Source organism: Streptomonospora sp. PA3, assembly GCF_009728995.1.
Taxonomy (GTDB): Bacteria; Actinomycetota; Actinomycetes; order Streptosporangiales; family Streptosporangiaceae; genus Streptomonospora.
Genome location: NZ_VTZW01000009.1, coordinates 147,659 through 173,549 on the forward strand (window position 1 = coordinate 147,659; position 25,891 = coordinate 173,549).

The following is a 25,891-nucleotide window of genomic DNA, read 5'->3' on the forward strand; positions in this document are numbered from 1 at the left end:
GACCTTTCCACTGCTGCGCTAGAGAGAGCACATAGTGAAAGACACGCTCGAAGAGCCCGTTCCCGGTGCCCGGGAGCATCGCTGGAGCTGGCGGCTCGTCGTCTGGGTGGCCGTCCTCATCCTCGCCAACGTCCTGGCCGACGTGGCCATCGGCTCGCCCATGATGGTCCTCAACCGGCTGCTCGCACACTTCCACACCGACCAGGTCGCGTGGCTCAGCCAGAGCGCGATGCTGGCCGGGGCCATCTGGTCGCCGCTGCTCGCCAAGAGCTCCGACGTCTACGGCCAGCGCCGGCTGCTCGTCATCACCCTGGCGACGGCGTGCGTGGGCGCGCTGGTCTGCCTGGTCGCGCCGAACCTCTGGATCTTCTTGGCGGGGCGCTTCCTGCAGGGGGCCGCCCTGGCTTCGATCTTCATCACGGTGGCCCTCATCCGCCGACTCTGCGCCCCGCGGGTGGCGATGCCCGCGATCGGGCTCGTGACGTCGGGCTCGGCGATCGTCGGGATCGTCGAACCGCTGGTCATGCAGCCGATCATCGGCCTGTTCGGGTACCGGAGCGTGTTCGTCGCGGCGGCCCTGCTCGCCGCGGCGGCTGCCCTGTGCGTGCGCTCCTGCATCCCGGAGCCGCCGATCCGCAGCGCGGGCCGGGTCGACGTGGGCGGGGCGCTGCTGCTCGGCGGCGGCATGGGCGCGGTGCTCGCCTATGTCAGCCTCGGCTCGGACTCCGGGTGGCTGTCCCCCGGCATGCTTGTGCTGGCGGCGGCCGGTGCCGCCGCGCTGGCGGGGTGGGTGGTGCTCGCGCTGCGCGTCGCCGAGCCTGTCATCGACATCCGGGCACTGAGCCGGCCGGTGCTGCTGACGCTGCTGGCCGTGGTGCTGGCCGCGGGCTCCTTCCGGAGCATGCTGCAACTGACGGCCACCATCGCCGAAGTGCCCGCCGACCTGGGACTCGGCTACGGCATGGGCGACGGAGACGCTAAGGCGGTGCTGCTGGCGACGGCCCAGGCGGGCATCTTCGCGGGCGGCACGCTCGCCGGGTGGGCCGCGGGACGGTTCGGTCCCGCGAAGCTCCTCCTCGCGGCCATCGCTGTCGGGGCAGCGGGGACCTTCCTGATGCTGCCGGGAGTGTCCCTGCTCCCGCTGGCGGTCGCCTGCGGAGCCATGGTGGGCGCGGCCGCCGGCGCGATCGCGACGTCCGGCTACAACCTGGCCACCGACCTCGCACCGCCGGAGCGGCAGGGCACGGTCTCCGGCCTGGTGTCGGTCATGTTCGCCCTCGGCTCGGTCGTCTTCAGCTTCGCCGGCGGCGAGCTTCTCAAGGCGACGCGCATCGCCGGTACCGTCGCCGGCGGCGCCCCGGCCAGCTCGGCGACCGGCGTGCATCTCTACGTCCTAATGGCCGGGGTGCTCTTCGTCCTCGCCGCGGTCCCCGCGGTCATGCTGGCCCGCAGCCGCCGCCCGACTCCGTCAGAGCCGGAGGAACCGCAGTGCACGGACGCAACCGCGGCCGCCCGGCTCCGATGAGCCGTCGCCGCTGAGTCCCCGGCCGATCGCCAAGCGGCAACGAAAAAGCCCCGGCCTGTGTGTGCAGGTCGGGGCTTCTCTAAGCTGTCTCAGCTCTGCGCGCTCGGGAGGATTCGAACCCCCAACCTTCTGATCCGTAGTCAGATGCTCTATCCATTGAGCTACGAGCGCCGGTTCGGTTGTGTGTCTGCCGCCGGGGGTGTCCCTGCGGAAGACGTGTATGACTCTACCACGGGGAACGGAGCGGTTCCGCCGGATTGTCCGCGGGGAGCAGGGGTGTGTGAGTGAGGTCCCATGGCCGCCTCCGCTGTCGGGGCGGGGGCGGCCATGGGGGCGGGTCGGTCGGGCTCGGCGTCAGGCCGTGGCCTCCTTGACCGCCTGGGACCAGAGGCTGACCGCCTCGTCGACCTGGTCGGCGGTGACGATGAGCGGCGGGATCATGCGGACGACGTTGCCGTGCGGGCCGCAGGTGAGCAGGAGGAGGCCCTTCTCGGCCGCGGCCTTGTGTGCGCGGGTGGCGGTTTCGGTGTCGGGGGAGCCGTCGGAGGCGGTGAACTCGTTGCCGACCATCAGGCCCAGACCCCGCACGTCGCCGATCTCAGGGTGGTCGGCCGCCACCCGGGCGAGGCCGTTCTTGAGGCGCTCGCCCATCCGCTCCGCGTTGGCGACCAGTCCTTCGTCCTCGATGACGTCCATGGTGGCCAGGGCGGCCGCGCACGAGACCGCGTTGCCGCCGTAGGTGCCGCCCTGCGACCCCGGCCACGCCTTCTCCATGATGGAGTTGGGCGCCGCGATCGCCGACAGCGGGAAGCCGCTGGCCAGTCCCTTGGCGGTGATGACGATGTCGGGGCGGATCGCCGCGTGGTCGTGGCCCCAGAAGCGCCCCGTGCGCCCGAACCCGGTCTGCACCTCGTCGGCGACCAGCAGGATGCCGTGCTTGTCGGCCCGCTCGCGCAGGCCCCGCAGGAAGGCCGGCGGCGCCGGCACGTAGCCGCCCTCGCCCAGGACCGGCTCGACGAAGATCGCCGCGGTGTCCTGCGGGTAGCTGACCGTGGCCAGTTGGTAGTCCAGCTCACGCAGGGCGAAGGCGGCGGCCTCGTCCTCGCTCATCCCCAGCCGGTAGGCGTAGGGGAACGGCGAGACGACCACCCCGGGCATCAGCGGCCCGATGCCCGCGCGGATCTTGGTGCCTGACGTGGTCAGCGACGCCGCCGCCATCGTGCGGCCGTGGAAGCCGCCCTGGAAGACGATCGCGTTCTGCCGCCCCGTCGCCTGGCGGGCCAGCCGCAGCGCCGCCTCGACGGCCTCGCTGCCGGAGTTGACGTAGAACAGCCGGTCGATTCCCTCGGGCAGAACGCTCCCCAGGCGCTCGGTGAGCTGGAGGAGGGGGCGGTGCATGACCGTGGTGTACTGCCCGTGCACGAGAGTGGCGACCTGCCGCTGCGCGGCCTCGACCACCCGGGGGTGGCAGTGGCCGGTGCTCGTGACGCCGATGCCGGCGGTGAAGTCGAGATAGCGGCGGTCGTCCTCGTCGTAGATGTAGACGCCTTCGCCCCGTGCCGCCAGCACCGGCGTGGCCTGCTTGAGCAGGGGAGAAAGCGCGGCCGACTGCTCAGCCATGCTCAGACCTCTTCCGTAGGATTGTTGACAATCGACAGAGCTATGGAATCATCCCACATGAGGCGGTGTCCAGGTCCGTGCCTACCCCCGCGCGGACCCGGGCACCGCCGCTCCGCGAACACACGGCCGGCGGCGGTTAGCCCGCGCGCGCAGCTGGGAAGGCGTCTGATCGAGGCAGTTGCCGAAGGCGTCCTCCGCGTGTCCGGCGAACGCACTGTTACCCGCAGCCCAGAAGGGGATGTACCGCTATGACCTTGGCCGAATGGGAGACGCAGGTCGTCGAGCGCGTGCCCAAGCAGCTGTTCGTCGGCGGCACGTGGCGGGACGCGCGCAGCGGTGCGGCGTTCAAGGTCGAGGACCCGTCCACCGGGTCGGTGCTGTGCGAGGTCGCCGACGCCGGAACCGACGACGGATTCGCCGCCCTCGACGCCGCCGTGCAGGCCCAGCCCTCCTGGCGCAAGCACCCGCCGCGCGAGCGCGGCGAGATCCTGCGGCGCGCCTACGAGCTGCTCATGCAGCGCCAGGACGACCTCGCGCTCTTGATGACCCTGGAGATGGGCAAGCCCTTCGCCGAGGCCAAGGGAGAGATCGCCTACGCCGCCGACTTCCTGCGCTGGTTCGCCGAGGAGGCCGTGCGCATCGAGGGCGGCTACTCCATCTCCCCCAACGGCCAGTCGCGCTTCTTGATCATGCGCGAGCCCGTCGGCCCCTCCATGCTCATCACGCCCTGGAACTTCCCCATGGCCATGGGCACCCGCAAGATCGGCCCGGCCGTCGCCGCCGGCTGCACCATGGTCCTCAAGCCCGCCCAGCAGACCCCGCTCTCCGCCCTGGCCCTGGCCGACATCCTGCGCGAGGCGGGCCTTCCCGAGGGCGTGCTGAGCGTGCTGCCCACCTCCGAGGCCGGCGGCCTCACCGAGCCCCTGCTGCGCGATGGCCGCATCCGCAAGGTCTCCTTCACCGGCTCCACGGCGGTGGGCCGCAAGCTGCTGGAGCAGAGCGCCGAGCAGGTGTTGCGCACCTCCATGGAGCTGGGCGGCAACGCCCCGTTCCTGGTCTTCGACGACGCCGACCTCGACGCCGCCGTCGAGGGCGCGATGCAGGCCAAGATGCGCAACATCGGCGAGGCGTGCACGGCCGCCAACCGCCTCTACGTGCAATCGGGCGTCGCCGACGAGTTCGCCCGCCGGCTCAGCGAGCGCATGGGCGCGCTGCGGCTCGGCCGCGGCACCGAGGACGGCGTCCAGGTCGGCCCGCTGATCGACGCCAAGGCCCGCGAGAAGGTGCAGAGCCTCGTCGACGACGCCGTGAACCGCGGCGCCCGCGTGCTCGTGGGCGGCACCGCCGGCGACGGCGACGGCTACTTCTACCGGCCCACCGTGCTCGCCGACGTGCCCCAGTCCAGCGAGCTGTCCACCACCGAGATCTTCGGGCCCGTCGCCCCCGTCATCCCGTTCGACACCGAGGAGGAGGCCCTGGCCGCCGCCAACGACACCGAGTTCGGCCTGGTCAGCTACCTCTACACCGGCGACCTGAACCGCGCGCTGCGGGTCTCGGAGGCCCTGGAGACCGGCATGGTCGGGCTGAACCAGGGGATCGTCTCCAACCCCGCCGCGCCCTTCGGCGGCGTCAAGCACTCCGGACTGGGCCGCGAGGGCGGCACCGTGGGCATCGAGGAGTTCCTGGAGACCAAGTACGTCGGCATCGGCGGCGTGTGACGCCGATAGGCGCAGAACAGCAGCCATGCGCGGCCCCCGACCGCCCGCGGTCGGGGGCCCCGCATGGATCCGGACTCCCGCGGCCGGCGGGCGGCCGCGCGCCGGCCTACGGCTCCTCCGCCGCCAGGCGGTCGAGTTCGGCGCGCAGTTCGCCGGCCAGCTCGCGTGCCCGCCGCAGCCGGTCGGGCGGTTCCGGCGCGCCGCCGGATTCGGCCGGAGGGCCGCCCGCACTCGTGACCGCCGCGGGCTCCTCACCCGCGCCGCCGGCCGCCGCCTCGGCGAACGCCGTTCCCGGCTGCAGGCGCAACTGATCGGTGGACTCGTCGGCCTCGATGTCGAACACCACCCGGTCGGAGCGGTGCCAGCTCTCGAACCACTCCAGCGGCGCGCCCTCCTGGTCGAAGGTGCTGCCCTCCAGCAAGAGCAGCGGCGCGTCGGCCGGAACGCCCAGCGCCTCCGCGATCAGGGGATCGGCGGGCACCGCACGCACCTGGCGCCGCCCGCTGACCGGCCGGGCACCGAAGCGGGACTCCAGCAGCCGGTGCAGCGAGGCGTCGGCAAGCATGTCCGCGCGGAGCCCCGGCACCCGGTCCGCGGGCAGCCAGGTGCGCACATAGGACAGCGGGTCGCCCTCCACCGCGCGCACGCGTTCCAGCCGCAGCACCGCGCGCGTGCCCAACTGCCGGGCGACGTGCGCTGGCGGCGCGGCGGTCTCCTCCAACTCGACGACTCGGGTGGCCAGCCGCAGGCCGCTACGCGAGAACTGGTCGAACAGCCCGGTCACCCGCTGCACCAGCCGCCGGTGCTCCACCCCGGCGGTGGCCACCGCCGCGCGCCCGGGGTCGCGCCGGATGGAGCCCTCCGACTCCAGTGTGGACAGCGCCTGGCGGACGACGCTGCGCGACACCCCGAAGCGCTCTTGCAGCGCCGCCTCGCTCGGCAGGGTGTCGCCGGGCGCGATCGCCCGGTCACGGATTTCGGCACGCAGCGCCGAGGCGATCTGCGCGTGCAGGGGGCGGGGATCGGACCGGTCCACGGGCATGAGGCGCATTCTAGGGCTTACCTGCTGATGCGGACCGCGGCCGTCCCAGGTGGCCGGACGCGGTGTCAGGCCGCGGCCTGCGCCGCCCGCCAGACGTGCCCCCACCCCGGTGCCAGTTCGGCGGCGCGGCGGATGGCCAGCACCAGGCTGGCCTCGCGGGCGATTCCCTGCCCCGCGATGTCGAAGGCGGTGCCGTGGTCGACCGAGACCCGCACGACAGGCAGCCCGACCGTGATGTTGACGCCGTCGTCGCCGTAGACCGACTTAAAGGGCGCGTGGCCCTGGTCGTGGTAGCAGACAGTGATCAGCTTCCACTTCCCCTGCACCGCCGCGGGGATCAGCGCGTCGGCCGGCAGGGGTCCCGAGGCGCTGATCCCCGCCGCGCGCGCCCGCCGCACGGCGGGCTCCAGCACGTCGGCGTCCTCGTCGCCGAACAGCCGGTTCTCCCCGGCGTGCGGGTTGAGCCCCGCCACGCCGATGGGCTCCTCCGGCCTGCCCAGCGCCGCAGCGAACGCCCCCGCCAGCCGCAGCACGGCGTCGGTGCGTTCCGGGGTGACCAGCCGGATCGCGTCGGCCAGGGACACGTGGGTGGTCAGGTGGAAGAAGTACAGGTCGCCGGCCGAAAGCACCAGGCTGAAGTCCTCGACGCCGAACTCGTGGGCCAGCAGTTCGGTGTGCCCCGGCCAGGGATGCCCGCCGAGGTGCATCGCGGCCTTGTTCAGCGGCGGTGTGACGATTCCGTCGACCAGTCCGCGACGCGCCAGGTCGCAGGCCGCCATGACGAAGCGCGCCGCGCTGTCGCCGGCCTGCGCGCTCAGTTCGCCGTAGGGTACGTCCGCCAGCGACGGGCCGACCTGGACGATGTCGATGTCCTCCGGCCGCCCCTCGGCCAGCTCGGGGGAGTCGAGCACGCGCACCCGTTCGGGGTCACCGCCGGACAGGCGGACTCCGGCGCGCAGCGCGTCGGCGTCCCCCACGACGACGGGGCGGCACACCTGGCGCACCTCGGGGTGGTCCAGCAGCGATTTCGCGGTGATCTCCGGGCCGATCCCGGCGGCGTCGCCGAGGGTGATGGCCAAGGTGGGTCGGGTCATGACCGGTACCTCCTGTGTCGGACCGCCGCGACGGCGGCGAGCAGTGCGTCGGGGGCGCCGAACCCCCCGGCCTTGGTGACGATGCGGCGGCCGTGCAGCCGCCCGCCGCAGAGGGTGCCGACGGGGATGCCCGGTGCGACCTCGCCGGTGAGCGCGAACCCGGTGGCGCCGAGCGCGTCGGCCAGCGCGCGTGCGCCGTCGCCGCCGGTGACCACGAAGCCCGAGACGGCGTTGCGGTAGGCGAGATCGGCGGCCAGGGCGCCGAGGTGCCGCGCGACCGCGGCGGGGTCCAGCCGCGGGGAGCGCTCCTGCGGCGCCACGACGGCCAGGGACTCGCCGGCGACGGAGAGGCGGCGGTCGGCCGCGGCGCACCACTCCTGCCATGCGTCCTCGTCGGCGAACGTGTCGGCGGTGCAGTGCAGTACGGGCGCGTGTTCGGCGAGGCGGTCGACCTGATCACGAGTCGTCGCGTGCAGCGACGTCACGACCACCAGAGCCGGCGCGGGCGCGGCAGCCGCCGCCCACGCCTGTGCCATCGGCGCCGCCAGGCCGGCCGAACCGACCGGGACCGCGCGCGGTCCCAGGTGGGCGATGGCGGCGGCCAGGCACTCCAGGTCCGCCGGAGTGCGGGCGTCGGCGACCACGACCGGACCCGCGTCGGCGATCCGCGCCGCGTCGGCCACCGCGTCGAAGCCGTCCAGCTTCGCCTGCGCCGCGCCCAGCAGGGTCGGGATGTGGCTTTCGCTGACGGGGGTCACGGGGTCGGTGCCCACTTGGGTGCGGTGGGCGGGCGTGCCCTCCACGAGCAGGACGCCGTCCTCCACGGTGCGACCGGCGTCGGGGAAGGCGGGGCAGACGACGGCGACGGCGTCCTCCGCCCAGCTTCGGCGTGCCGCCTCGACCTCGGCCGCGATCTGCCCGCGCAGGGTGGAGTCGACCTTCTTGTAGAGGTGCCCGGCGGCGCGCAGTCCGCCCACGCGGTCGGCCACCGCGGCGGCGGCCTGTTCGGGGGGCAGAGCCCGCGAGTCGGTGCTCACCGCCACCACGTCGGCACCGCTGTCGGCGGCGGCCTCCAGGCGCAGTTCGGTGGACCAGCCCGCGCGCAGAAAGCGCACGGCGGTGTCGTTGGCGCCGGTGAGGTCGTCGGCGACCACGGCGATCGCGGGGGTCACGGCTTCGCCTCCTGCCGGGGCCCGGCGCCGGTTTCGGCCGGTGCGTCGCCGCTGTGCTCGCCGGCCTCCTCCTCCTCGGTGCGGGCGCCCGTCGCCCCGCTGCGCTTGAGCGCCCAGGAGGCCAGCATCGGCGCGAGCACGGCGGTGACGAGCACGCAGGCGGCAACCTGGGAGGTGGCGGTGCCGACGTAGGTCTGGAAGGAGGGATCTGCGGCGGCGACGATCGCCGGGGTGGCGATGGAGTTGCCAGATGTGGTGCCCGCGGCGAATCCGATTCCGCTCTCGCAGCCGCGGCGCAGGATCAGCCGGTAGCCCAGATAGACCAGCCCGCCGGTGACGGGGGTCATCAGCACGCCCAGGACGATGCCGGTCAGCCCGCCGGAGGCGACGTCGGCGAGGTCGATTTCGGTGCCCAGGGCGAACGAGAAGAACGGAATGACGATGTTGGGCACCGGTTTCAGAGTCTCGCGCCACGTGTCGTCGATGTTGCCGACGATCACACCCAGGGCGAAGGGGATGAGGGCCGCGATCAGCGAGGTGAACGGAATCTCGCCGAGCCCGGAGGCGCCGAGGAACAGCAGCGCGAAGAACGGTCCGTCGTTGACCGCGCCGGCGATGTAGGCGCCGCGGTCGCGGGCGCGCCCGTACTGGCCCGTCAGTGCCAGCCACAGACCGCCGTTGGAGTTGGTACCGGCGGAGAGCAGCGCGAGGATCGAGACGCCGAGGAGGCCACCGGGTCCGGTGACCGCGCCGAGGGCGACGATCAGCAGCCCGGGGATGATGCTCCGGCCGAGGAGCACGACTCCGGTGGTGGCCAGTACCGGGCCACCGGTGCGCAGCGTGACCTGGGTGCCGGTGGCGAAGATGAGCAGCGCGATGAGTGGGAGCGCGCTGTCCTTGAACAGGGCCGTGGTGAACCCGCCGATGTCGAGGGCCGCGGGGGCGAAGGTGCCCAGCAGCGATCCCAGGATCAGCGGGATGAGCATCAGCCCACCGGGTAGCCGGTTCATCGTCCCGAACAGCGGGATCAGGGTGCCATGGCCTCGGCGCACGGCTCCTCCTCTCCGGTGGGTGCGGGACCGGGTCCGTCCCCACGGATGTCGAACTCCACTAATTGTACGGACAGATTGTACGTACAGAGCGTGGCGTGCGCCACTAGAGGTTCACATCGGTGCAGACGAGGGCGGCCGCGCTGGGCGCGGGAAGCGGGATTCGCGGGGGTTTCGGCACCGCGAAACGCCGGGCCGCGCTCGGAATCCCGCATGTGCGGGCGCGCGAAACGGCCCGCGATGCCCACTCGGGGGCGCCGCGGGCCGTCGCCGTCCCGACCGCCGTGCGCTCTCAGCCCTGCGCGGAAGACGGGCGCCCCACCGCGGAGGGGCCGGTGGCGTTGACGTTGATGCGCTCGACGGTGTCGAGCATGTGCGACTCGATGAGTTCCAGGAGCCGCTCCTCGTCGCCCTCGGTTATGGCGTCCAGCAGTTTCTGGTGCTCGTCGACGAGCTCGGCGGCCTCCGGGTAGACGTCCTGCATCACCGCCAGGCACATGCGCGTCTCGACCAGCAGGGTCTGGGCCATGCGCTCCAGCCGCCGGTTGCCCGAGCAGCTGACCAGCGTCTGGTGGAACGCCTGGTCGGCGTCGCTCATGGCGGTGCGGTCGCCCGTCTCGGCGGCCTCGACGAGGCGGTCCAGCGCCGCCGTCAGGCGTGCCAGCGCCTCGCCGCGGTTGCCGCGCATGATCAACTGGCAGGAGGCGCGCTCGACCGCCAGGCGCGCCACGTAGATGTCGCGGACGTCTTCGGCTTCGAGTTCGCGGACGAACAGGCCGCGGTGGCGCTCGCTGCGCAACAGCCCCTCCTGGACGAGCCGCTGCATCGCTTCGCGCAGGGGGCCGCGGCTCACCCCCAGCCGCGCCGCGAGGTCGGTCTCGCCCAGCTGGTCGCCGGGCGCCAGGTGGCCGTACATGATCGCCGAGCGCAGCTGGTCGGCGATCAGCGCGGCGGTGGACCTCCGCGGCACGGGTTCGAGTCCGCCGTGGGAGTTCATGGCATCCGCTCTCCTCTCGTCCTCCTGCACGTGCCGCCGGTGTGCCCGCCGCGGGGGCGCTGCGGGCACACCCGGGTCTCAGCCCTCGGCCGCGGCCGCCGCTCCCGCGCCCGCGCCCGCGCGGAACAGGGTCCCCAGGCCTTCCCGCGGGCCGGCCGCGCCCGCGAGGCGCAGCCCCTCCCACACGCTGACCTGGTTGGCGGTCAGCACGGTCTTGCCCAGCCGCTCCTCCAGCGCGTCCAGGATCGCAGCGCTGTGCAACGCGGTGTCGGGGACCAGGACGGCCTCGGCATCGGGGTGGTCGCCGGCGGCCACCCAGTCCAGCACGTCGGCCCCCTGCAGCGTGCCGACCTCGGCCGCGGTGACGATGCCGCGCCCCGACCAGGCCGCGACGTCGATCCCGGCGTCGCCGAGGAAGCCCACGAAGTGCTCCGCGACGTCGTCGGGGTAGCTGGCCGCGATGGCCACGCGGCCGATCCCCAGCGCCCGCAGCGCGTGGACGAACGCGAACGAGGTGCTGGAGGCGGGCGCGCCCGCCTCGGCGCCCACCCGCTCGGCCTGGGCGCGGGCGCCCTCCCAGCCGAAGACGAAGCTGCCGCTGGTGCACGCCCACACGGCGGCGTCGACGCCGCGCGCCCGCAGCTCGCGCGCGCCCTCGCCCAGGACGTCGGACCCGCCCACGTCCAGCAGCGCGTCGACCCGGTGGGCGTCCTCGCGCATCAGGGTGTGCACCAGGTGCAGCCGGACGTCGCCGCCCAGCAGCCGCTCGAACTCGGGATAGTCGTCCTCGGCGCTGTAGCCGGGGTAGAGGAACCCGACGCTGGCCATCTGCGTATACCTCCCCTTCCGGGGGTCGCTGGGGTCGTTGCGGTCGGCCGTCATGCGGCGGTGCTCTGGGCGGTGGCGTCGACCAGGTGCTGGCCGTGTGCGACGGGCCGGCGGCCCATCGCCTGCATCGCGGCCCACATGGTCACCTGGTTGGCGGCGATAACCGGTTTGCCGAGCATGCGCTCCAGCGGCGCGATGATGTCGTAGGTCAGCACGTTGGTGCAGCTGATGAACACCGCCTCGGCGTCGGGGCGGTCGGCGTCGCGCACGGCTTGGACGACCTCGGAGTAGGTGGTCTTCCAGATGTGGCCGAGCAGGCCCAGACCGACGCTGGAGGTGGACTCCACGCCGTGCTCGGCCAGGTAGCCCAGCAGCCTCTCGGTGACACTGTCGACATAGGGCGTCACCACCGCGATGCGGCGCACGTCCAGCGCCTCCAGGGCCTGGATCAGCGCGCCGGAGGTGGTGACCGCCGCGGGCGCCCCGGCGTCGAGGATGCTCTGCCGCAGCCGGCGCTGGCCCTCGGCGCCGTGCACGAAGCTGCCCGACGCGCAGGCGTAGCCCACGACCAGGGGTTCGGGAGCCAGCAGGTCGCGGGTGGCGCGGGCGACGTTGTCGCCGTCGCTGAGCGCCGAGGCCTGGTCGACCGTCACCGGCACCGGAACGAACGGCAGCCGCGTGACGTAGAGCGAGACGTCGTCGGGCGCCCAGCGCCAGAGTTCGCGGTCCAGCGCGAAGTCGTAGGGCGCCACGATGCCCACCCCGGACTGCCACGGGGTCTCGGCCAGGGCGGAAAGCTCCACCACGCCGGCGGACGCCGAGGGGGCGTCCGCGGGCTCGGCCTCGGGGTCGGGAGCGGTCTCGGGGTACTTGAGGAGGACCCGCTCTTCCTGGTCGCCGCCGTTCACCGGATGTCCGGCGGTCCGATCGGTCCGCATTGGTCACTCACCTCCTTCTCTGCATGTCATCGGTTTCGGGGCCGCCGCGCGCGGCCCCCGGTGAACAGCGGTGCTACTCCTCCAGCCGCCGGTAGACCAGGCGCTCGCCGATGGCGCCGGAGCGCCAGACGTCGTTGCACGCCTCGGCCATGGGCGCCAGGCCGTCGACGATGGTGGCGTAGACGTTGCCGGGGACCCAGCCGACGTCGCCGTTGAGCAGCAGGTTGTTGCGGCCGTAGAAGATCGCGAGGTCGATGACCCCGGGCAGGTGGTCGATGCCCTTCTCCTCCTTGAACCGGCGGTCGAGCATGCCGCCGGGGAAGGAGAAGTAGACGACGTCGCCGGGGATGGGGGTGACCGTGGGGTTCTCCTGGCCCGGCTCCTCGGCGGCGAACCGGGGAACCATGGCGTAGACCTCGTTGCGCGCGTACTTGGCGTGGTAGACGTCGCCGCCCTGGGGGAGCGCCTCCCAGACCGCGTCGCAGGTGCGCGGGGCGTCCTTGTCGAGGAGTTCGGCCACGCACGAGACGCCGCGCTTCTCCAGGCTGATGGTCATATACCTGGGCATCGTCGGATGTGGGCCTTTCTAACTGGGCACCGTGATGCGCCGCCGGGGATCGCGGATCGCGGGTTCCCGGCGGAGGTGGGACGTGGCTGGGGCCGGCCGGCGCGGAGTCCGGGCGGGGGACCTCCGTGGAGAGACCGGAAGAATCGGAATCGCGGGAGGCGATACGGCCGATGATGGGACTTGTCGTGCTTTGCGCTGATGAGCTGTGCCGCAGCGGGCGGCGGCCAGTCTGCCGAGTGCTGTCGAATTGTCAACATTGGCCCCGATGGCCGTGCCGCGCGGGCGGAGTGGGCATCGGGTTCGACGGTGCCTATTGTCGACAATCATACGATCGGCGGGCCCGGCGGAGCAACGCTTGCGGGCATTGGCGTGTTACGTCTCCGTGACGCACCGCCGCAGTCCGCGCTGGGATATTGTTGACAATCCTACGGCCTGTGCCTACCGTTTCAACCGCTTCGCGGTACCCGGCCATTGGACGGCAGTGATCGCGGGTAGGCATACGCACGTACCACCAGGCCGCCCACGTCGTCGAATCGGGAGCCGCTCGCAGTGACACCCGCAGACCCGCCGCAGACACACCTCGCCGTCCTGCACGGCGGCGACCTGCCGCCCGGCCACCGGCGCCTCGACACCCACCCGCGGCTCGCCCCGGTCCGCTACGCCACCGCCGACCGCCTCGGCGAGGTCCTGCCCGGCGCGCACGCGCTGTTCGTCTGGGACCTGTTCTCCGAGGCGCTGGAGGCCGCCTGGCCCAAGGCCGACAGCCTGCGCTGGGTGCACGCCGCCACCGCCGGAGTCGACAACCTCATGTTCGACGGGCTGGTCGGCAGCGACGTGGTCGTCACCAACTCCCGCGGCGTCTTCGACGAGCCGATCTCCGAGTACGTCCTGGGCCTGGTCATCGCCTTCGCCAAGGACCTGCCCGCCACGCTGGGCCACCAGCGCCGCCGCGAGTGGCGCCACCGCGAGACCGAGCGCGTCGGCGGTCGGCACGCCCTGGTCGTCGGGACCGGCCCCATCGGCCGCGCCATCGCCCGCAAGCTGCGCGCCGCCGGCCTGACCGTCGAAGGCGCGGGCCGCACCGCGCGCCCCGATGACCCCGACTTCGGCGCGGTGGTCGAGGCCTCCCTCGACACCGCCGGCCCCGGCCTGGCCGACGCGCTGCCGCGCGCCGACTACGTCGTGCTCGCCGCGCCCCTCACCGACGCCACCCGCGACCTCGCCGACGCCGCCTTCCTCGCCCGGATGCGCCCCACCGCCCGGCTGATCAACGTCGGCCGCGGCCAGTCGGTCGACGAGGGGGCGCTCGTGGCCGCCCTGAACGCCGGCGAGCTCGCCGGCGCGGCGCTCGACGTCGCCCGCACCGAGCCGCTGCCCGCGGAGTCGCCGCTGTGGGACGCCCCCGGCCTCATCGTCTCCCCGCACATGTCCGGCGACGTCATCGGCTGGCGCAGCGAGCTGGTCGAGCTGTTCGCCGACAACCTGGAGCGCTTCCTCGCCAACCGCCCGCTGCGCAACGTCGTAGACAAGCAGCGCGGCTACGTGTCCGGTCCCTGACACCCGCTCCCGGCCGCCCGGCCGGGAGCCGCGCTCCCCGCCACCCGCCGACTCCAGGACGACGCCAGGAAGGACTGAGATTGAGTACCAAGTTCGAGGGGCTGGACCGGGCGAAGGCCGAGCCCGGGGACGAGGGCGCCGCCGCCTCCGCGCGGGCCGACTCCCCGGCCTGGCTCTCGGCCGCCGAGCTGCTGGGCGCCTACGCCCGCGGCGAGCTGTCGCCGGTCGAGGCCACCGACGCCGTGCTGGAGCGCATCGAGCGCGACAACCCCGCCCTCAACGCCTTCTGCCTGGTCGCGGCCGACGAGGCGCGCGCCGCCGCGCGCGAGTCCCAGGAGCGCTGGCGGCGCGGCGAGCCGGTGGGCCGCCTCGACGGCGTGCCCACCTCCGTCAAGGACATCCATCTCACCCGCGGCTGGCCCACCCTGCGCGGGTCGCTGAACACCGACCCCGACCAGCCCTGGCCCGAGGACTCCCCGGTGGTGGCGCGGCTGCGCGAGAACGGCGCGGTGTTCGTCGGCAAGACCACCACCCCCGAGATCGCGTGGAAGGGCGTCACCGACAGCCCGCTCTACGGCGTCACCCGCAACCCCTGGGACCTCTCCACCACGCCGGGAGGCTCCAGCGGCGGCGCGGCCGCGGCCCTCGCCGCGGGGATGGGGCCGCTGGCCACCGGCACCGACGGCGGCGGGTCGGTGCGCATCCCCGCGAGCTTCACCGGCGTCTTCGCGATCAAGCCGACCTGGGGGCTGGTCCCGCACTACCCGGCCAGCGCGTTCGGCAGCCTCGCCCACACCGGCCCGATGACGCGCACCGTGGCCGACGCCGCGCTCATGCTCGACGTCATCACCGGGCCCGACGCCCGCGACTGGGCCCGCCTCGCCTCGCCCGGCGCCTCCTTCGCCGAGTCCCTCGACACGCCGATGCGCAGCCTGCGCATCGCCTACAGCCCCGCGCTGGGCCACCTGGACGTCGACCCCGAGGTGGCGCGCATCGTGGCCGATGCGGCGACCGCCTTCGAGGAGCTGGGAGCCGTCGTCGAGGAGACCGACCCCCCGATCCGCGACTGCCGCGAGCACTTCCAGATCCTCTGGTACACCGGCGCGGCCAAGGCGACCGAGGCGCTGACCGGCGCCCAGCGCGAACGCCTCGACCCCGGCCTGCGCGAGATCATCGAGGAGGGGCTGAGCTACTCCGCGCAGGACTACCTGACGGCCATGGCCACGCGCATGGCGATGGGCGAGGCGATGGGCCGCTTCCACCAGGACTACGACCTGCTGCTCACCCCGGCCATGCCCATCACCGCCTTCGAGGCGGGGCTGGAGGTGCCGCCCGGGTGGAGCGATCGGCGCTGGACGAGCTGGGCGGGTTTCAGCTACCCGTTCAACATGACCCAACAGCCCGCCGCGAGCGTGCCGTGCGGATTCACCGCCGCGGGCCTGCCGGTGGGCCTGCAGGTCGTCGGGCCGCGCCACGGCGACGCCCTGGTCCTGGCGGCCTGCCGCGCGTTCGAGTCGGCGCGGCCCTGGGCGCACGTGCGCCCCTGACCACGCTCGGTGCGAAGGCGGGCGCGCCCGGTCGCGCCCGCCGCCCGCGGGGACTTAGGTCCCGAGCGATTCGTGGCCTTCGGCGTTTCCCGGCGCGCCGCCTGCGGCTACCGTCGTAGCCGGGTAGCTATCGCGAGGGAGACGAGGCGTGATGACGACGGCAGGTGCGCCGACCGCAGAGCCCGGTTCCGAGCCGATCGGCGTCTTCCTGGTCGACGACCACGAAGTGGTCCGGCGCGGCGTGGCGGCCATGCTCGAAGGCGAGCCGGACATGCGCATCGTCGGAGAGGCCGGCACCGCCGAGCAGGCGCTCGCCCGCATCCCGCTCGCCTCGCCCGATGTGGCCGTCCTCGACGTCCGGCTGCCCGGGGGTTCCGGGGTGAGCGTGTGCCGCGAGATCCGGTCCGACCACCCGGGGATCGCGTGCCTGATGCTGACCTCCTTCGCCGACGACGACGCGCTCTACGACGCGGTGATGGCCGGAGCGGCGGGCTATGTCCTCAAGCAGATCCACGGCGCCGACCTGGTCGGCGCGGTGCGCACCGTCGCCGCCGGAGGGTCCCTGCTGGATCCCGCCAGCGCGGGGCGGATGCTGGACCGGCTGCGCGAAGGGCCGCCCGAGCCCGACCCCCTGGCCGAGCTCAGCCCGCAGGAGCGGCAGATCCTCGACCTGATCGGCGAGGGGATGACCAACCGCCAGATCGGGGAGCGGCTGTACCTGGCCGAGAAGACGGTGAAGAACTACGTGTCCAGCCTGCTGTCCAAGCTGGACCTGAAGCGCCGCACCCAGGCGGCGATCCTCGTCGCGGAGCTGCGCAGCAAGCGGCGCTGAGGCCGCCCGTGCGGCACCGCTGATCCGGGCGCGACACGGGATGCCCCGCCCGGGTCCGCAGGGGCTCAGGCGGGCACCCGCGCGCCTGAGCCCTCCCGGCGGCTGTGCAGCGGCACGCTCCAGCGCAGCGCCGTGCCGCCGGAGGGGACGGGCTCGACGCTGAACTCGCCGCCGAGGGCCACCGCCCGCTCGGCCAGGTTGCGCAGACCGCTGCGGCGGCCGTTTTCGGAGATGCCGCGGCCGTTGTCGTCGACCTGCAGCGTGAGCCGGTCGTCGGCCTGCACCGACACGTGCACCTCCGAGGCGTCGGCGTGCCGGGCGACGTTGGACAGCGCCTCGCCGAGGACGGCCAGCAGCTGCTCGCCGACGTCCTCGGGCACCGAGGTGTCGATGGATCCCTCCAGCCGCACCCCCGGCTGGCAGCCCAGCGACCGGGCCGCGCTCTCGGCCGCGGTCAGGATGCGGTCGCGCAGCGAGGTGTGCTGCGGCTGGGAGGGCAGCTGGAGGGCGAAGACGGTGGAGCGGATCTCGCGGATGGTCTCGTCCAGGTCGTCGATCGTGCGCTGCACGCGGTCGCCGGCTTCGGCGTCGCCGATCAGCCGCACCGTGCTCATCAGCGTCATGGCCGAGGCGAACAGCCGCTGGATCACCACGTCGTGCAGGTCCTTGGCGATGCGGTCGCGCTCCTCCAGCACCACCAGCCGCTCGGCGTCGCGGCGGGCCTCGGCCAGCTCCAGTGCGACCGCCGCCTGCGCGGAGAAGGCGTCGATCATCCGGCGCGTGGCCTCGTTGAAGGGCGAGCGGGGGCTCATCTTGCCCAGCAGCAGCACCCCGCGCGTGTGCTCGGGCGTGCCGATGGGCACGAGCAGGCCCGGCCCGAATCCGCGGTGGGTGAGCATCGGGCAGTTGGCCTGGCGCAGGTCGGGGATGGTGGCGGGCTCGCCGTTGCGGTAGACCCAGCCGCACTTGGTGTCGGTCATCGTGACCGGGCTGCCGATGATCTGGTCGGCGACCGGGCCGTCGGCGATCTCGGCGATGAGGTCGCGCTCGCGCGGCTCGGGCAGCAGCACCACGGCGACGTCGGCGTCGGACATCTCGCGCGACTGCTGGGCGAGGTAGCCGAGCACCTCGTCGCTGTCGGCGCCGGAGAGCAGGCGGGTGGTGACCTCGGTGGAGGAGGCCAGCCAGCGCTCCCGCAGCCGGGTCTCCTCATACAGCCGCGCGTTCTCGATGGCCACACCGGCCGCGGTGGCCAGCGCGGTGACGATGGCCTCGTCCTCCTCGTCGAAGTCCTCGCCGTTGCGCTTCTCGGTGAGGTAGAGGTTGCCGAAGACCTCCTCGCGCACCTGGATGGGCACGCCGAGGAAGGAGTGCATGCGCGGATGGCCCTCGGGGAAACCGTGGAAGTCGGGGTGCTCGGCGAGGTCGCTCAGCCGCAGCGCCGACCGGTCGCGGGTGGGCACGGAGAGGATGCCCTTGCCGTGCGGGAAGACGTGCATGCTCGCGGCCTGGTCGTCGGTGAGCCCGACGGGGATGAACTCGGCGAAGCGCCCGCCCTCGTCGAGCACGCCCAGGCCCGCGTAGCGCGCGTCGACAAGAGTGGCGGCGGCCTCGGCGAGCCGGCGCAGCACGGTGGCCAGGTCGAGGTCGCTGCCGATGGACAGGACCGCCTCCAGCAGGGAGTGCACGCGGTCGCGGGTGGACAGCGCGGACTCCAGCCGGATGTGGAGTTCGGAGATGAGCTCGTCCAGACGCATCTTGGGGAGCAGGGAGCGTTCCGGGATGTCAGACATCGGATGCACACCTCCGGGTGCATACGTTATCGCGGAGGGCGATCGTCGTGGCCGGAATCGGTGGAATCTGCGGGATCGGCGGAAACCGGGAGACAGGAGAGGGGCGTGCCCTGTCGCGGCCGCCGGGCGAGGTGGTCGAGCGGCGCCCTGTCACTGCAGGGCGCGGCAGACCGGTCTCCGGAAGGATACGGCACGTGTGACGGAGAATCATTCGCAAACAGCGGGAAACCGGAAACAGGGTGAGTGGATGGAAGGGCGGGGCGGGAGGGCGTCGGAGAGCGCGGCCTGGCGGCGAGGCGGCTGCGGGCCGGGCCGCGGCCCGGCCCGCGCTCGTCGTTGACCGGCCCTCGGCCGCTCGGGGAACCTCCGGGGAACCGCCGCTGAAGAATCCTGGTAGGCGAAAGGTGCATACCGGAATATCCGGGACAGCGGCGCGAACGAAACCCCGCGTTTGGCGGTTGCTTCTCGTAGTGATCGTGCTACCGTCGCGTTCTGTTGGGGCCGAGCCCGGGTTTCGGGTAGTCGGTCGCGGCGGAACTCCGCGTCCGTAATCGGGGACATGATGGGGTTCCGTCCGTCTCGGGACTCGATGTACGTTCGGCGGGCCGCAGCCCGCGGCCCGGAGTCGTCGCAGGCCCCCTTCGCCGCACTCGTCGACACTCGTCGAAAGGGAACCCGCAATGCCGCGCACACACCGCTCGCGACGCGGAACACGCGTCGCCGCGGTCACGGGTGCGGCCGGGGTTCCCGCGAAGCTGTGGCCCTCGGCGCGCCGGTGGCTGGTCGTCGCCGGGCTGCTGTCCGGCGCCTGGTTCGCCGGGGCCGCCTGCGCCTCTGCGGACGAGACCGGGGCCGTTCTCGGCGAGACGGCGGCAGCGGTCCAGGAGGGCCAGGAGCAGGTCGCCGAGACCGCGCAGAAGGCGGATGCGCCTGATCCCGCGACCGGGTCGCAGGACCCGGGCGGGTCCGAGGGCGCCGGCTCCCGCCCGGGCCCGGCGGGCGACGCGGTGCAGGACGGCGCGGCCTCCGTGCAGGAGGGCGTCGGAACGCTCGCCGCCGACTCGCTCGGCACCCCGGCGTCCGGCGCCGGCTCCTCCGCCTCCACCGACCCCGCCGGCGAAACCGGTCGGCAGCGCCCGGCCGACTCCGGCGAGGCTCCGCAGGAGGCCGGCTCCGCCGCCGATCGGCTCAGCGGAGCCGTGGCGGCCGTCGGCAAGGTCGGCCGCGACGCGGGGCGCACCGTTCCCGTCTCCGTGGCCGCCTCGGGCGCGCCAGGTGCCGCGGACGCCGTGTCCGAAGCCCGTGCCGCCGGTCTTCACGGTATCGGCATGGGTTCGTTCGACCCGGTCGGCTTCGACGGCGCCGACATCCTTCCCGACCTCGGGATCGACCGCCCGGCCGGCCCCGCCGCCGGAGCCGAGCGCGCTCCGGGCGGTGCCGGCTCCGTATCGGCGGCGCGCGGCACCGGCGCGGCGCCGGCCGCCGAGGGCGGCGCACACGCGCACCCCGGCACCCCGGCCGTCGTCGGCTACGCGGGCTTCGCCCAGCCCGACCACGACGGCGCTTCCGGCGGCGACGAGTCCGAGCCCCGCGACGCCGGCACCGACCGCCCCGAGGCGGCCGCCGCTGTCGGCTCGGCGGTGAACACCCCTCAGCCCGGCGGCGGCGTGTGCGCCGGGTACCTCCCCGCGGCGGCCTCCGCCGCCCCGGCAGCGGGCCGCCTCCTGTGCGCCCGCCAGGCTCTCGCCGACGCCCCGCAGGACCTCGGCGAGCAGCCGACCTTCTCTCCCGACTAGGACCGCCCGCCCGGGACTCTGCGATCGCCCCGCACTCCGCGGCCCGAATCGCACGCCCCGTCTGGCACCCGGCCCATCGGTCCAGCGGCATTCGCCCTCTGGGGGCTGACGTGAGCCCCGTGCCCGTGATCCGCGGCGAGTCTCCTCGCCCCCGGCACGAGGTTCACGTCAGCCCGAGGTCCGCCAGATCCTCAGGTTGATCCCGGCATCCACCGTCCCTGCCAGCCACGCACGGACGCGGAGCCCCCGGGAGGAGTCCCCGAAGTCATCCCAGAACCCGCCGTGGGGGCCTCTGGCCAGGGCGCCCAAGCGGGAAATACGGACACACAAAGTCCATCCCCAAAAGCAACCGAAATCCAGACGATCCGGAAGGACGTTCCATGTTCCAGTTCGCTCGCCAGTCCGCCAAGGCCGTTCTCGTGGCGGCCAGTGCCGCGGGTATCGCCGCTCTCGGCGCAGGTACCGCCGGAGCCGACAACCTCGGCGCGCTGAGCGCAACTGACTCCCTGCCGCAGACCCCTGTCAACGCCGACCTGCCCGCCGGGCTGGGCGGCGGCGCGTCGTCGCTGGTCTCCAAGGTGCAGCAGGCCGACCTGCGGGGCGTCGCGCCCGCACCCGGCACGGAGAACCTGACCACCCCCGTCGGCAACCTGTCGCAGGTGGGCCCGCAGGCCCAGGCCCAGCTCGACGCCGTGCACAACGTGCTCGACGGCGCCCGCAACACCGTCGGCCTGCGCCACACCGTCCACCAGACAGCCAAGCCGGTCACGCCGGGGACCCTCCACCAGGTCACCAAGCCGGTCACACCGGGCACCGTCCACCAGGCGGCCAACGGTGTGGTGCCGGGCGGTCTGGGCGGTGTCGTGCCGCTGGGCACGGTCAAGGGGCTGCTGGGCGGCGCCACCAGCACGCTGCCGCTGAACCACGGCGTGGTCCACGAGACCGCCCACCAGGCTGTCGGCCAGGCCAAGGGCACGGTCGGTCCGGCCGAGGAGACGGTCCACCAGACCGCCCACGAGACGGTCGGCCAGGCCAAGGGCACGGCCGAGCAGGCCAAGGACTCGGTCCACCCGACCGCCCACGGCGCCGTCGGCCAGGCCCACGGGGCCCTCCACCAGGCCGGGGGCGCCGCGCACGGCACGGTGCACCAGGCGGCCAACGGTGTGGTGCCGGGCGGCCTGGGCGGCGTGGTGCCGCTGGGCACGGTCAAGGGGCTGCTGGGCGGCGCCACCAGCACGCTGCCGCTGAACAACGAGGTCGTCCCCCAGGCCGCGCCGGTCGACGGGGCCGCGGGCACGGTGCACCAGGCGGCCAACGGTGTGGTGCCGGGCGGCCTGGGCGGCGTGGTGCCGCTGGGCACGGTCAAGGGGCTGCTGGGCGGCGCCACCAGCACGCTGCCGCTGAACAACGAGGTCGTCCCCCAGGCCGCGCCGGTCGACGGAGTCGCCACCACCCTGCCCGCCTACGACGTCGTGCCCGACCAGGACCCCCTGGGCATGCTGCCCACCGGCCAGGTGACCGGCCTGCTCGGCGACGGCGCCTTCTCCATGGTGCCGATCGACAGCGCCGCCGAGACGCTGCCGCTGAGCAACGAACTGCCCAGCGAGTCCTCCATCGAGGGCGCGCCCGCCGAGATCGCCGGGGAGGCCGTGGGCACAGCGGTCGAGCAGACCGCCGGCGCGGCGCTGCCCGAGACCGCCGACAAGGTCGACAGCCTCGCCAACGAGCTGCCCGCCCCCTCCACCGAGGGCGTGACCGAGCAGCTGCCCGAGACCCCGGTCTCCGTCGAGGGGGTCGACACCGAGGCCGTCGAGGCGGCCGTCCCCGCCACCGGCCAGGTGCAGGACACCGTGGGCACCGTCACCGAGCAGGCCCCCTCCCTGGGCGAGGTGACCGAGAAGGTCGACGTCAGCGAGGCGACCGGCGACGTCGCCCAGGCCGCGGCCGAGGGCGCCGGCGCCACCGGCGCCGTGGACGTCGTCGAGGGCGTCGGCACCCCCGCGCTCTAAGCGACCGCGCGGTCCGACCACCGGAGCGCGCCGATCCGGGCGCTCCGCTGCAAGCCATCTGACCGTGCACCGCGGCCGATCCGTCGGGGCCGCGGTGCACGCCGGCCCCGGGCGACGGGGAGCCGGCCGGACGCGACGCCCTGGGAACTGTGGGGGTTCCCAGGTCGGATTCCCGGCCCGCACCGTCCGCCCGGGGCCTTTCCCATGTCCGCAGACCGGGCGCGCCTTTGGTGGGGGCGCGCCGTACTTCGGCCCGTGGAACCGGGGTCCAAGCCGCCTGGCCGCCGATCGGCAGCCCGAGGAGCGCGTTCGCGAAGGCTGCCCGCAGCCGAGGAGGGCGGACTGAAGCCGCCCCCTCTGGGACTCGGTGCCTGTACCCGGCACCGGCGGTCACCTCCGGCCGCGGTGGCTTCGCGGACTGACCCCGCGGGAGCGCTTGAAGGCGGCGCTGAACGCGAACGCGCTGCCGTAGCCCACGCGGCGGGCTATGGCGTCGACGGTGGTGTCGGAGTTCTCCAGCAGATCGGCGGCCAGGTCGATGCGCCACTCGGTGAGGAAGGCCATCGGCGGCACGCCGACGAGGTCGGTGAAGCGGCGGGCCAACGTCGCTCGCGACACTCCGGCATGCCCGGCGAGCGCGCCCACCGTCCAGGGGTGGTCCGGACGGCTGTGCATCAGTCGCAGGACCGGGCCGACGACCGGATCCCCGCCGGCCCGGTACCAGGGTGGCGCGCGGGAATCCGGCCGGACGAACCAGACGCGCAGGACGGCGACCACCAGCAGGTCCAGAAGCCGGTGGAGCACGAGATCCTGACCGGGCGCGTCTCGCACGGCCTCCTCGGCGAGCCGCGACACGAGCGCGGATTCTCGGTGGGCGGCCTCGGGGACGACCGCGAGCGGGGGCAGAGCGCTGAGCAGTCGCGTGGCGACCTCGCCCGGGCGCCGGTACTTGCCGACCAGCAGCACCGATGGGCCACCCGCGCCGTCGTCGCGGGCCGCCGTGCCGTTGGCCCAGGTGCGCACACCGGTGTCCGCCATCTCGCGCGGCTTCGCACCGACCGGTGTCGTCCGCCGGGGGCCGGGCCCGACCACCACCTGGACCGGGGTACGCGGATCGTCGGCGAAGGTGAACGCATCGGGGCCGCGCATCATCGCGATGTCGCCCGCGCCGAGCCGGACCGCTTCGCCGCCGCTGGGAACGGCCCAAGGCCTCCCCCGCACCACGGCCACGACGCTGAGCGGTGCCCCGTCCCGAACCTGCACCGACCACGGCGAGCTCTGCACGGTCCGCAGCACGAACGCGCCCCGGGCCTTGGCTCCGTCGAGCAGGATCGACAAAGGGTCCACCCGCGCAGTCTAAGACGCGGAATTATGGAACTGCGAGCTTCGATCATGGCCCGCGGCCCGGCGTTGCGATGGACTGGCGGCATGACGGCGACGGTATCGAGGACGCTGGTCCTCGCGGGGACAGGGAAGACCGGGCGCCGCGTCGTGTCCGGTCTCGCGGCGCGCGGCTTTCCGGTACGGGTCGGCTCGCGGCGCGCCGATCCGCCCTTCGACTGGCAGGACGACACCACGTGGGAGCCCGCACTACGGGGCGTGGACGCGGCTTATGTGGCCTTCTATCCGGACGCGGCGTTCCCCGGCGCGGCCGGGACTGTGGGCGCCTTCGCGAACTTGGCGGTGGCCTGCGGGGTTCGGCGCCTTGTTCTGCTGGCGGACCGCGGTGCCGCCGAGGCCGAGCGGTGCGAACAGGCGGTGCGGGACGCGGGTGCGGAGTGGACCGTGGTGCGGGCGGGGTTCATCACGCAGAACTTCAGCGAGGCGTTCCTGGCGGAACTGGTGCGGGCCGGTGTGGTCGCGCTTCCGGTCGGCGACGTCGGAGAGCCCTTCACCGACGCCGAGGACATCGCCGATGTCGCGGTCGCCGCGCTGACCGGGGACGGCCATGCCGGCCGGATCCACGACGTGACCGGACCCCGGCTGCTCACCTTCGCCGATGCCGTCGGCGAGATAGCCGCCGCGGCCCGCCGGGAGGTCCGCTATCTGCCGGTCACGCCCGAGCGGTTCGTCGCGGCGCTGACCGGACGGGGCGTGCCCGCCGAGTACGCGACGCAGTTGGCCGGCCTGTTGGCCGAGGTATTCGACGGGCGCCGGGCCGAGGTGACCGACACCGTCGAGCGCGTTCTCGGTCGGCCGCCCCGCGACTTCGCGGACTACGCGCGCGAGGCGGCCGCAACCGGTGTCTGGGACGCTCCTCCGGGCCCACCGGCGGAGCCGTACGCGTGACCGGGACGAGGAGGACCGCGGCCCGGCCGCCGCCCTTCGGCCGCCCGGCGACCCGTAAGCCGGCGGCGCTCCCGACCGTGTCGCCCGCCGGCCCGGCCTGAGTCCGGGCGACCGGCTTCGGGCTGCATGCTGCGGCCGGATACCGCGATCGTGCATCCGCCCGGCACGAAGCGGGGCCCGGCCCCACCGGCTGTTCGGTGGGACCGGGCCCCGCTGTCGTCTGGAGGAGCGGGCGCCCGCCCGATCGGGCGCCGCGCGGGTTACTGCTGGTGGTGCGGCGAGCCGGGGGTGCCGGGCTCGGAGGTGTCGTCGGCCTCGCCGGTGGCGCTCATGGAGACCCAGTCCTCAGCCGAGCGCTGCCAGTAGCCCCACCCGTTGTCGACCTCCAGCGGGCGGTCGGTGCCGGTGATGTCGACGGGATCGCCGCGCAGGCTCTCCTCGTAGAACCACCGGGAGTCCTCCAGGCTCATGTTGATGCAGCCGTGGCTGGTGTTGGCCTCGCCGAGCTGGTAGTTCCACGTGGCGCTGTGCAGGAACTCGCCGGAGTTGGAGATGCGGACCGCGTACTCCACGAACTCCTCGTAGTAGTTCGGGTCGTCCTTGGAGACGCCGAGGGTGTCGTTGCTCATCCGGTAGTCCGTGTGGAAGGCCATGGTCAGGTGGGTGCCCGACGTCGTGGTGTACTTCCGCTGGGTGGCCATGCCCAGGCTGACCGGGAACTCCTTGACGACTTCGCCGTCGCGCTCGACGGTCATGTGGTGGGCGTCCTCGTCGATCGTGGTGATCTGCTCGCGCCCGACCTCGAACTCGAACTCGCGGTTCTCGATGCCCCACACGCCCTCGGAGGCCGCGACGCCGGCGAGGTTCAGGTTCACCGTGACCTTCTGGTACGGCTCCCAGTACTCCGTGGGGCGGAACACGGCGATCTCGTCGCCGAACCAGTTCCAGGCGCCCTCGGCGGGCTTCTCGGAGGAGACCTCCATGGCGGCCTCGACCTGCGCCTTGTTCTTCACCGGCAGGTCGAAGTCGACGATGATCGGCATGCCGACCCCGACCGTGCTGCCGGGCTCGACGTTGATGGTCTCGATCTCCAGCCGCTGCCCCTCGACCGGCGGGACGGTCGAGAACTCGCTGATGGCCTCGGTGCTCTTGCCCTCGCTGTTCTCGGCGGTGGCGGTGACCGTGACGTCGCTGCCGGGGTGCAGCGTCCAGTCGCTGGTCCACTCGGTCTTGTCGTCGTTGAAGGTACCGGTCATGCTCTCGTCGGTCTTGCCCCCGGAGAGCTTCTGCTCGACCTGCACGTCGGTGATCTTGCCCTTGTCCGCGCTCACGACGACGGGGGAGTCGGGGCGGATCTCGGTGCCGCCGTCCGCGGGGGTGATGGTCACCTCGGCCGCGGCGACGTCGGGCTCTTCGTTGGCGAGGTCGGTGTTGCTTCCGCCGGAGCTGCAGGCGGAGACCGCCATCAAGACGACGGTGGCCGCGGCGCACAGCGCGGCCGACGGCCGGCGTGGAAA

The 25,891-nt window shown here is 73.4% G+C and carries 20 protein-coding genes and 1 tRNA gene; 8 read left to right on the plus strand and 13 right to left on the minus strand.

From position 1 onward, the window contains the following. Positions 1–34: 34 nt before the first annotated feature. Entirely contained in the window at positions 35–1,525 is a 1,491-nt protein-coding gene (locus tag FZ103_RS08995; protein ID WP_186356047.1) for an MFS transporter, read from the plus strand. Positions 1,526–1,623: 98 nt separating this feature from the next. Here FZ103_RS08995 and FZ103_RS09000 read toward each other — a convergent pair. After that, positions 1,624–1,696 (minus strand) — tRNA-Arg (locus tag FZ103_RS09000). A 183-nt stretch (positions 1,697–1,879) separates the two neighbouring features. Then, positions 1,880–3,145, minus strand: coding sequence for an aspartate aminotransferase family protein (locus tag FZ103_RS09005; RefSeq protein WP_156000222.1), 1,266 nt, complete (start codon positions 3,143–3,145; stop codon positions 1,880–1,882). Between the two features lie 248 nt (positions 3,146–3,393). On the opposite strand from FZ103_RS09005, the gene FZ103_RS09010 reads away from it, so the two are divergent. Next, entirely contained in the window at positions 3,394–4,863 is a 1,470-nt protein-coding gene (locus FZ103_RS09010) for an NAD-dependent succinate-semialdehyde dehydrogenase (RefSeq protein WP_156000223.1), read from the plus strand. A gap of 106 nt (positions 4,864–4,969) precedes the next feature. Here the strand turns inward: FZ103_RS09010 and FZ103_RS09015 are convergent, their stop codons facing one another. From FZ103_RS09015 to FZ103_RS09050, 8 genes are all read right to left on the minus strand, one after another. Next, positions 4,970–5,914, minus strand: a complete 945-nt coding sequence (locus FZ103_RS09015; protein WP_156000224.1) for a GntR family transcriptional regulator — start codon at positions 5,912–5,914, stop codon at positions 4,970–4,972. A 56-nt stretch (positions 5,915–5,970) separates the two neighbouring features. Then, positions 5,971–6,999 (minus strand): 4-hydroxythreonine-4-phosphate dehydrogenase PdxA, encoded by a 1,029-nt coding sequence (gene pdxA / locus FZ103_RS09020; RefSeq protein ID WP_156000225.1) that lies wholly within the window; start codon positions 6,997–6,999, stop codon positions 5,971–5,973. Continuing rightward, positions 6,996–8,171, minus strand: a complete 1,176-nt coding sequence (locus tag FZ103_RS09025) for a four-carbon acid sugar kinase family protein (protein WP_186356048.1) — start codon at positions 8,169–8,171, stop codon at positions 6,996–6,998. The genes pdxA and FZ103_RS09025 overlap by 4 nt, the downstream gene beginning before the upstream one ends. Beyond that, positions 8,168–9,223, minus strand: a complete 1,056-nt coding sequence (locus FZ103_RS09030) for a 2-keto-3-deoxygluconate permease (protein ID WP_343233448.1) — start codon at positions 9,221–9,223, stop codon at positions 8,168–8,170. Before FZ103_RS09030 ends, FZ103_RS09025 begins: the two co-directional genes overlap by 4 nt. Before the next feature lie 289 nt (positions 9,224–9,512). Then, positions 9,513–10,217: a GntR family transcriptional regulator gene (locus FZ103_RS09035; RefSeq protein WP_156000226.1), complete on the minus strand. Its 705-nt coding sequence runs from the start codon at positions 10,215–10,217 to the stop codon at positions 9,513–9,515. Between the two features lie 78 nt (positions 10,218–10,295). Then, entirely contained in the window at positions 10,296–11,045 is a 750-nt protein-coding gene (locus tag FZ103_RS09040) for a maleate cis-trans isomerase (RefSeq protein WP_156000227.1), read from the minus strand. 50 nt (positions 11,046–11,095) lie between these two features. Then, a complete protein-coding gene (locus FZ103_RS09045) occupies positions 11,096–11,983 on the minus strand; it encodes an Asp/Glu racemase (protein ID WP_156000228.1) in 888 nt (295 codons plus the stop codon). Between the two features lie 73 nt (positions 11,984–12,056). Further along, positions 12,057–12,539, minus strand: a complete 483-nt coding sequence (locus tag FZ103_RS09050) for a DUF3830 family protein (RefSeq protein WP_222936620.1) — start codon at positions 12,537–12,539, stop codon at positions 12,057–12,059. A 561-nt stretch (positions 12,540–13,100) separates the two neighbouring features. Here FZ103_RS09050 and FZ103_RS09055 point away from each other — a divergent pair. The 3 genes from FZ103_RS09055 (at position 13,101) to FZ103_RS09065 (ending at position 16,487) form a co-directional block, all read left to right on the plus strand. Further along, positions 13,101–14,108 (plus strand): D-2-hydroxyacid dehydrogenase, encoded by a 1,008-nt coding sequence (locus tag FZ103_RS09055; RefSeq protein WP_186356049.1) that lies wholly within the window; start codon positions 13,101–13,103, stop codon positions 14,106–14,108. An 80-nt stretch (positions 14,109–14,188) separates the two neighbouring features. Continuing rightward, positions 14,189–15,655 (plus strand): amidase, encoded by a 1,467-nt coding sequence (locus FZ103_RS09060; protein ID WP_394350090.1) that lies wholly within the window; start codon positions 14,189–14,191, stop codon positions 15,653–15,655. 151 nt (positions 15,656–15,806) lie between these two features. Next, the gene (locus FZ103_RS09065) at positions 15,807–16,487 is read left to right on the plus strand and encodes a response regulator transcription factor (RefSeq protein ID WP_156000230.1); all 681 of its coding nucleotides are present in this window, start codon (positions 15,807–15,809) and stop codon (positions 16,485–16,487) included. Between the two features lie 65 nt (positions 16,488–16,552). On the opposite strand, the gene FZ103_RS09070 is transcribed toward FZ103_RS09065, so the two are convergent. Further along, entirely contained in the window at positions 16,553–18,280 is a 1,728-nt protein-coding gene (locus FZ103_RS09070) for a GAF domain-containing protein (RefSeq protein WP_156000231.1), read from the minus strand. 680 nt (positions 18,281–18,960) lie between these two features. Here FZ103_RS09070 and FZ103_RS09075 point away from each other — a divergent pair. Then, positions 18,961–20,076 (plus strand): hypothetical protein, encoded by a 1,116-nt coding sequence (locus tag FZ103_RS09075; RefSeq protein WP_156000232.1) that lies wholly within the window; start codon positions 18,961–18,963, stop codon positions 20,074–20,076. 380 nt (positions 20,077–20,456) lie between these two features. Further along, complete coding sequence (locus FZ103_RS09080) at positions 20,457–22,085, plus strand: hypothetical protein (RefSeq protein WP_156000233.1); 1,629 nt, start codon at positions 20,457–20,459, stop codon at positions 22,083–22,085. A 390-nt stretch (positions 22,086–22,475) separates the two neighbouring features. On the opposite strand, the gene FZ103_RS09085 is transcribed toward FZ103_RS09080, so the two are convergent. Then, entirely contained in the window at positions 22,476–23,432 is a 957-nt protein-coding gene (locus FZ103_RS09085; RefSeq protein ID WP_186356050.1) for an AraC family transcriptional regulator, read from the minus strand. A gap of 81 nt (positions 23,433–23,513) precedes the next feature. On the opposite strand from FZ103_RS09085, the gene FZ103_RS09090 reads away from it, so the two are divergent. Further along, on the plus strand, positions 23,514–24,374 hold the full coding sequence (locus FZ103_RS09090) for an NAD(P)H-binding protein (RefSeq protein WP_156000234.1): 861 nt from the start codon (positions 23,514–23,516) through the stop codon (positions 24,372–24,374). 260 nt (positions 24,375–24,634) lie between these two features. Here the strand turns inward: FZ103_RS09090 and FZ103_RS09095 are convergent, their stop codons facing one another. Then, positions 24,635–25,840, minus strand: coding sequence for an Ig-like domain-containing protein (locus tag FZ103_RS09095; protein WP_156000235.1), 1,206 nt, complete (start codon positions 25,838–25,840; stop codon positions 24,635–24,637). Between the last annotated feature and the right edge of the window lie 51 nt (positions 25,841–25,891).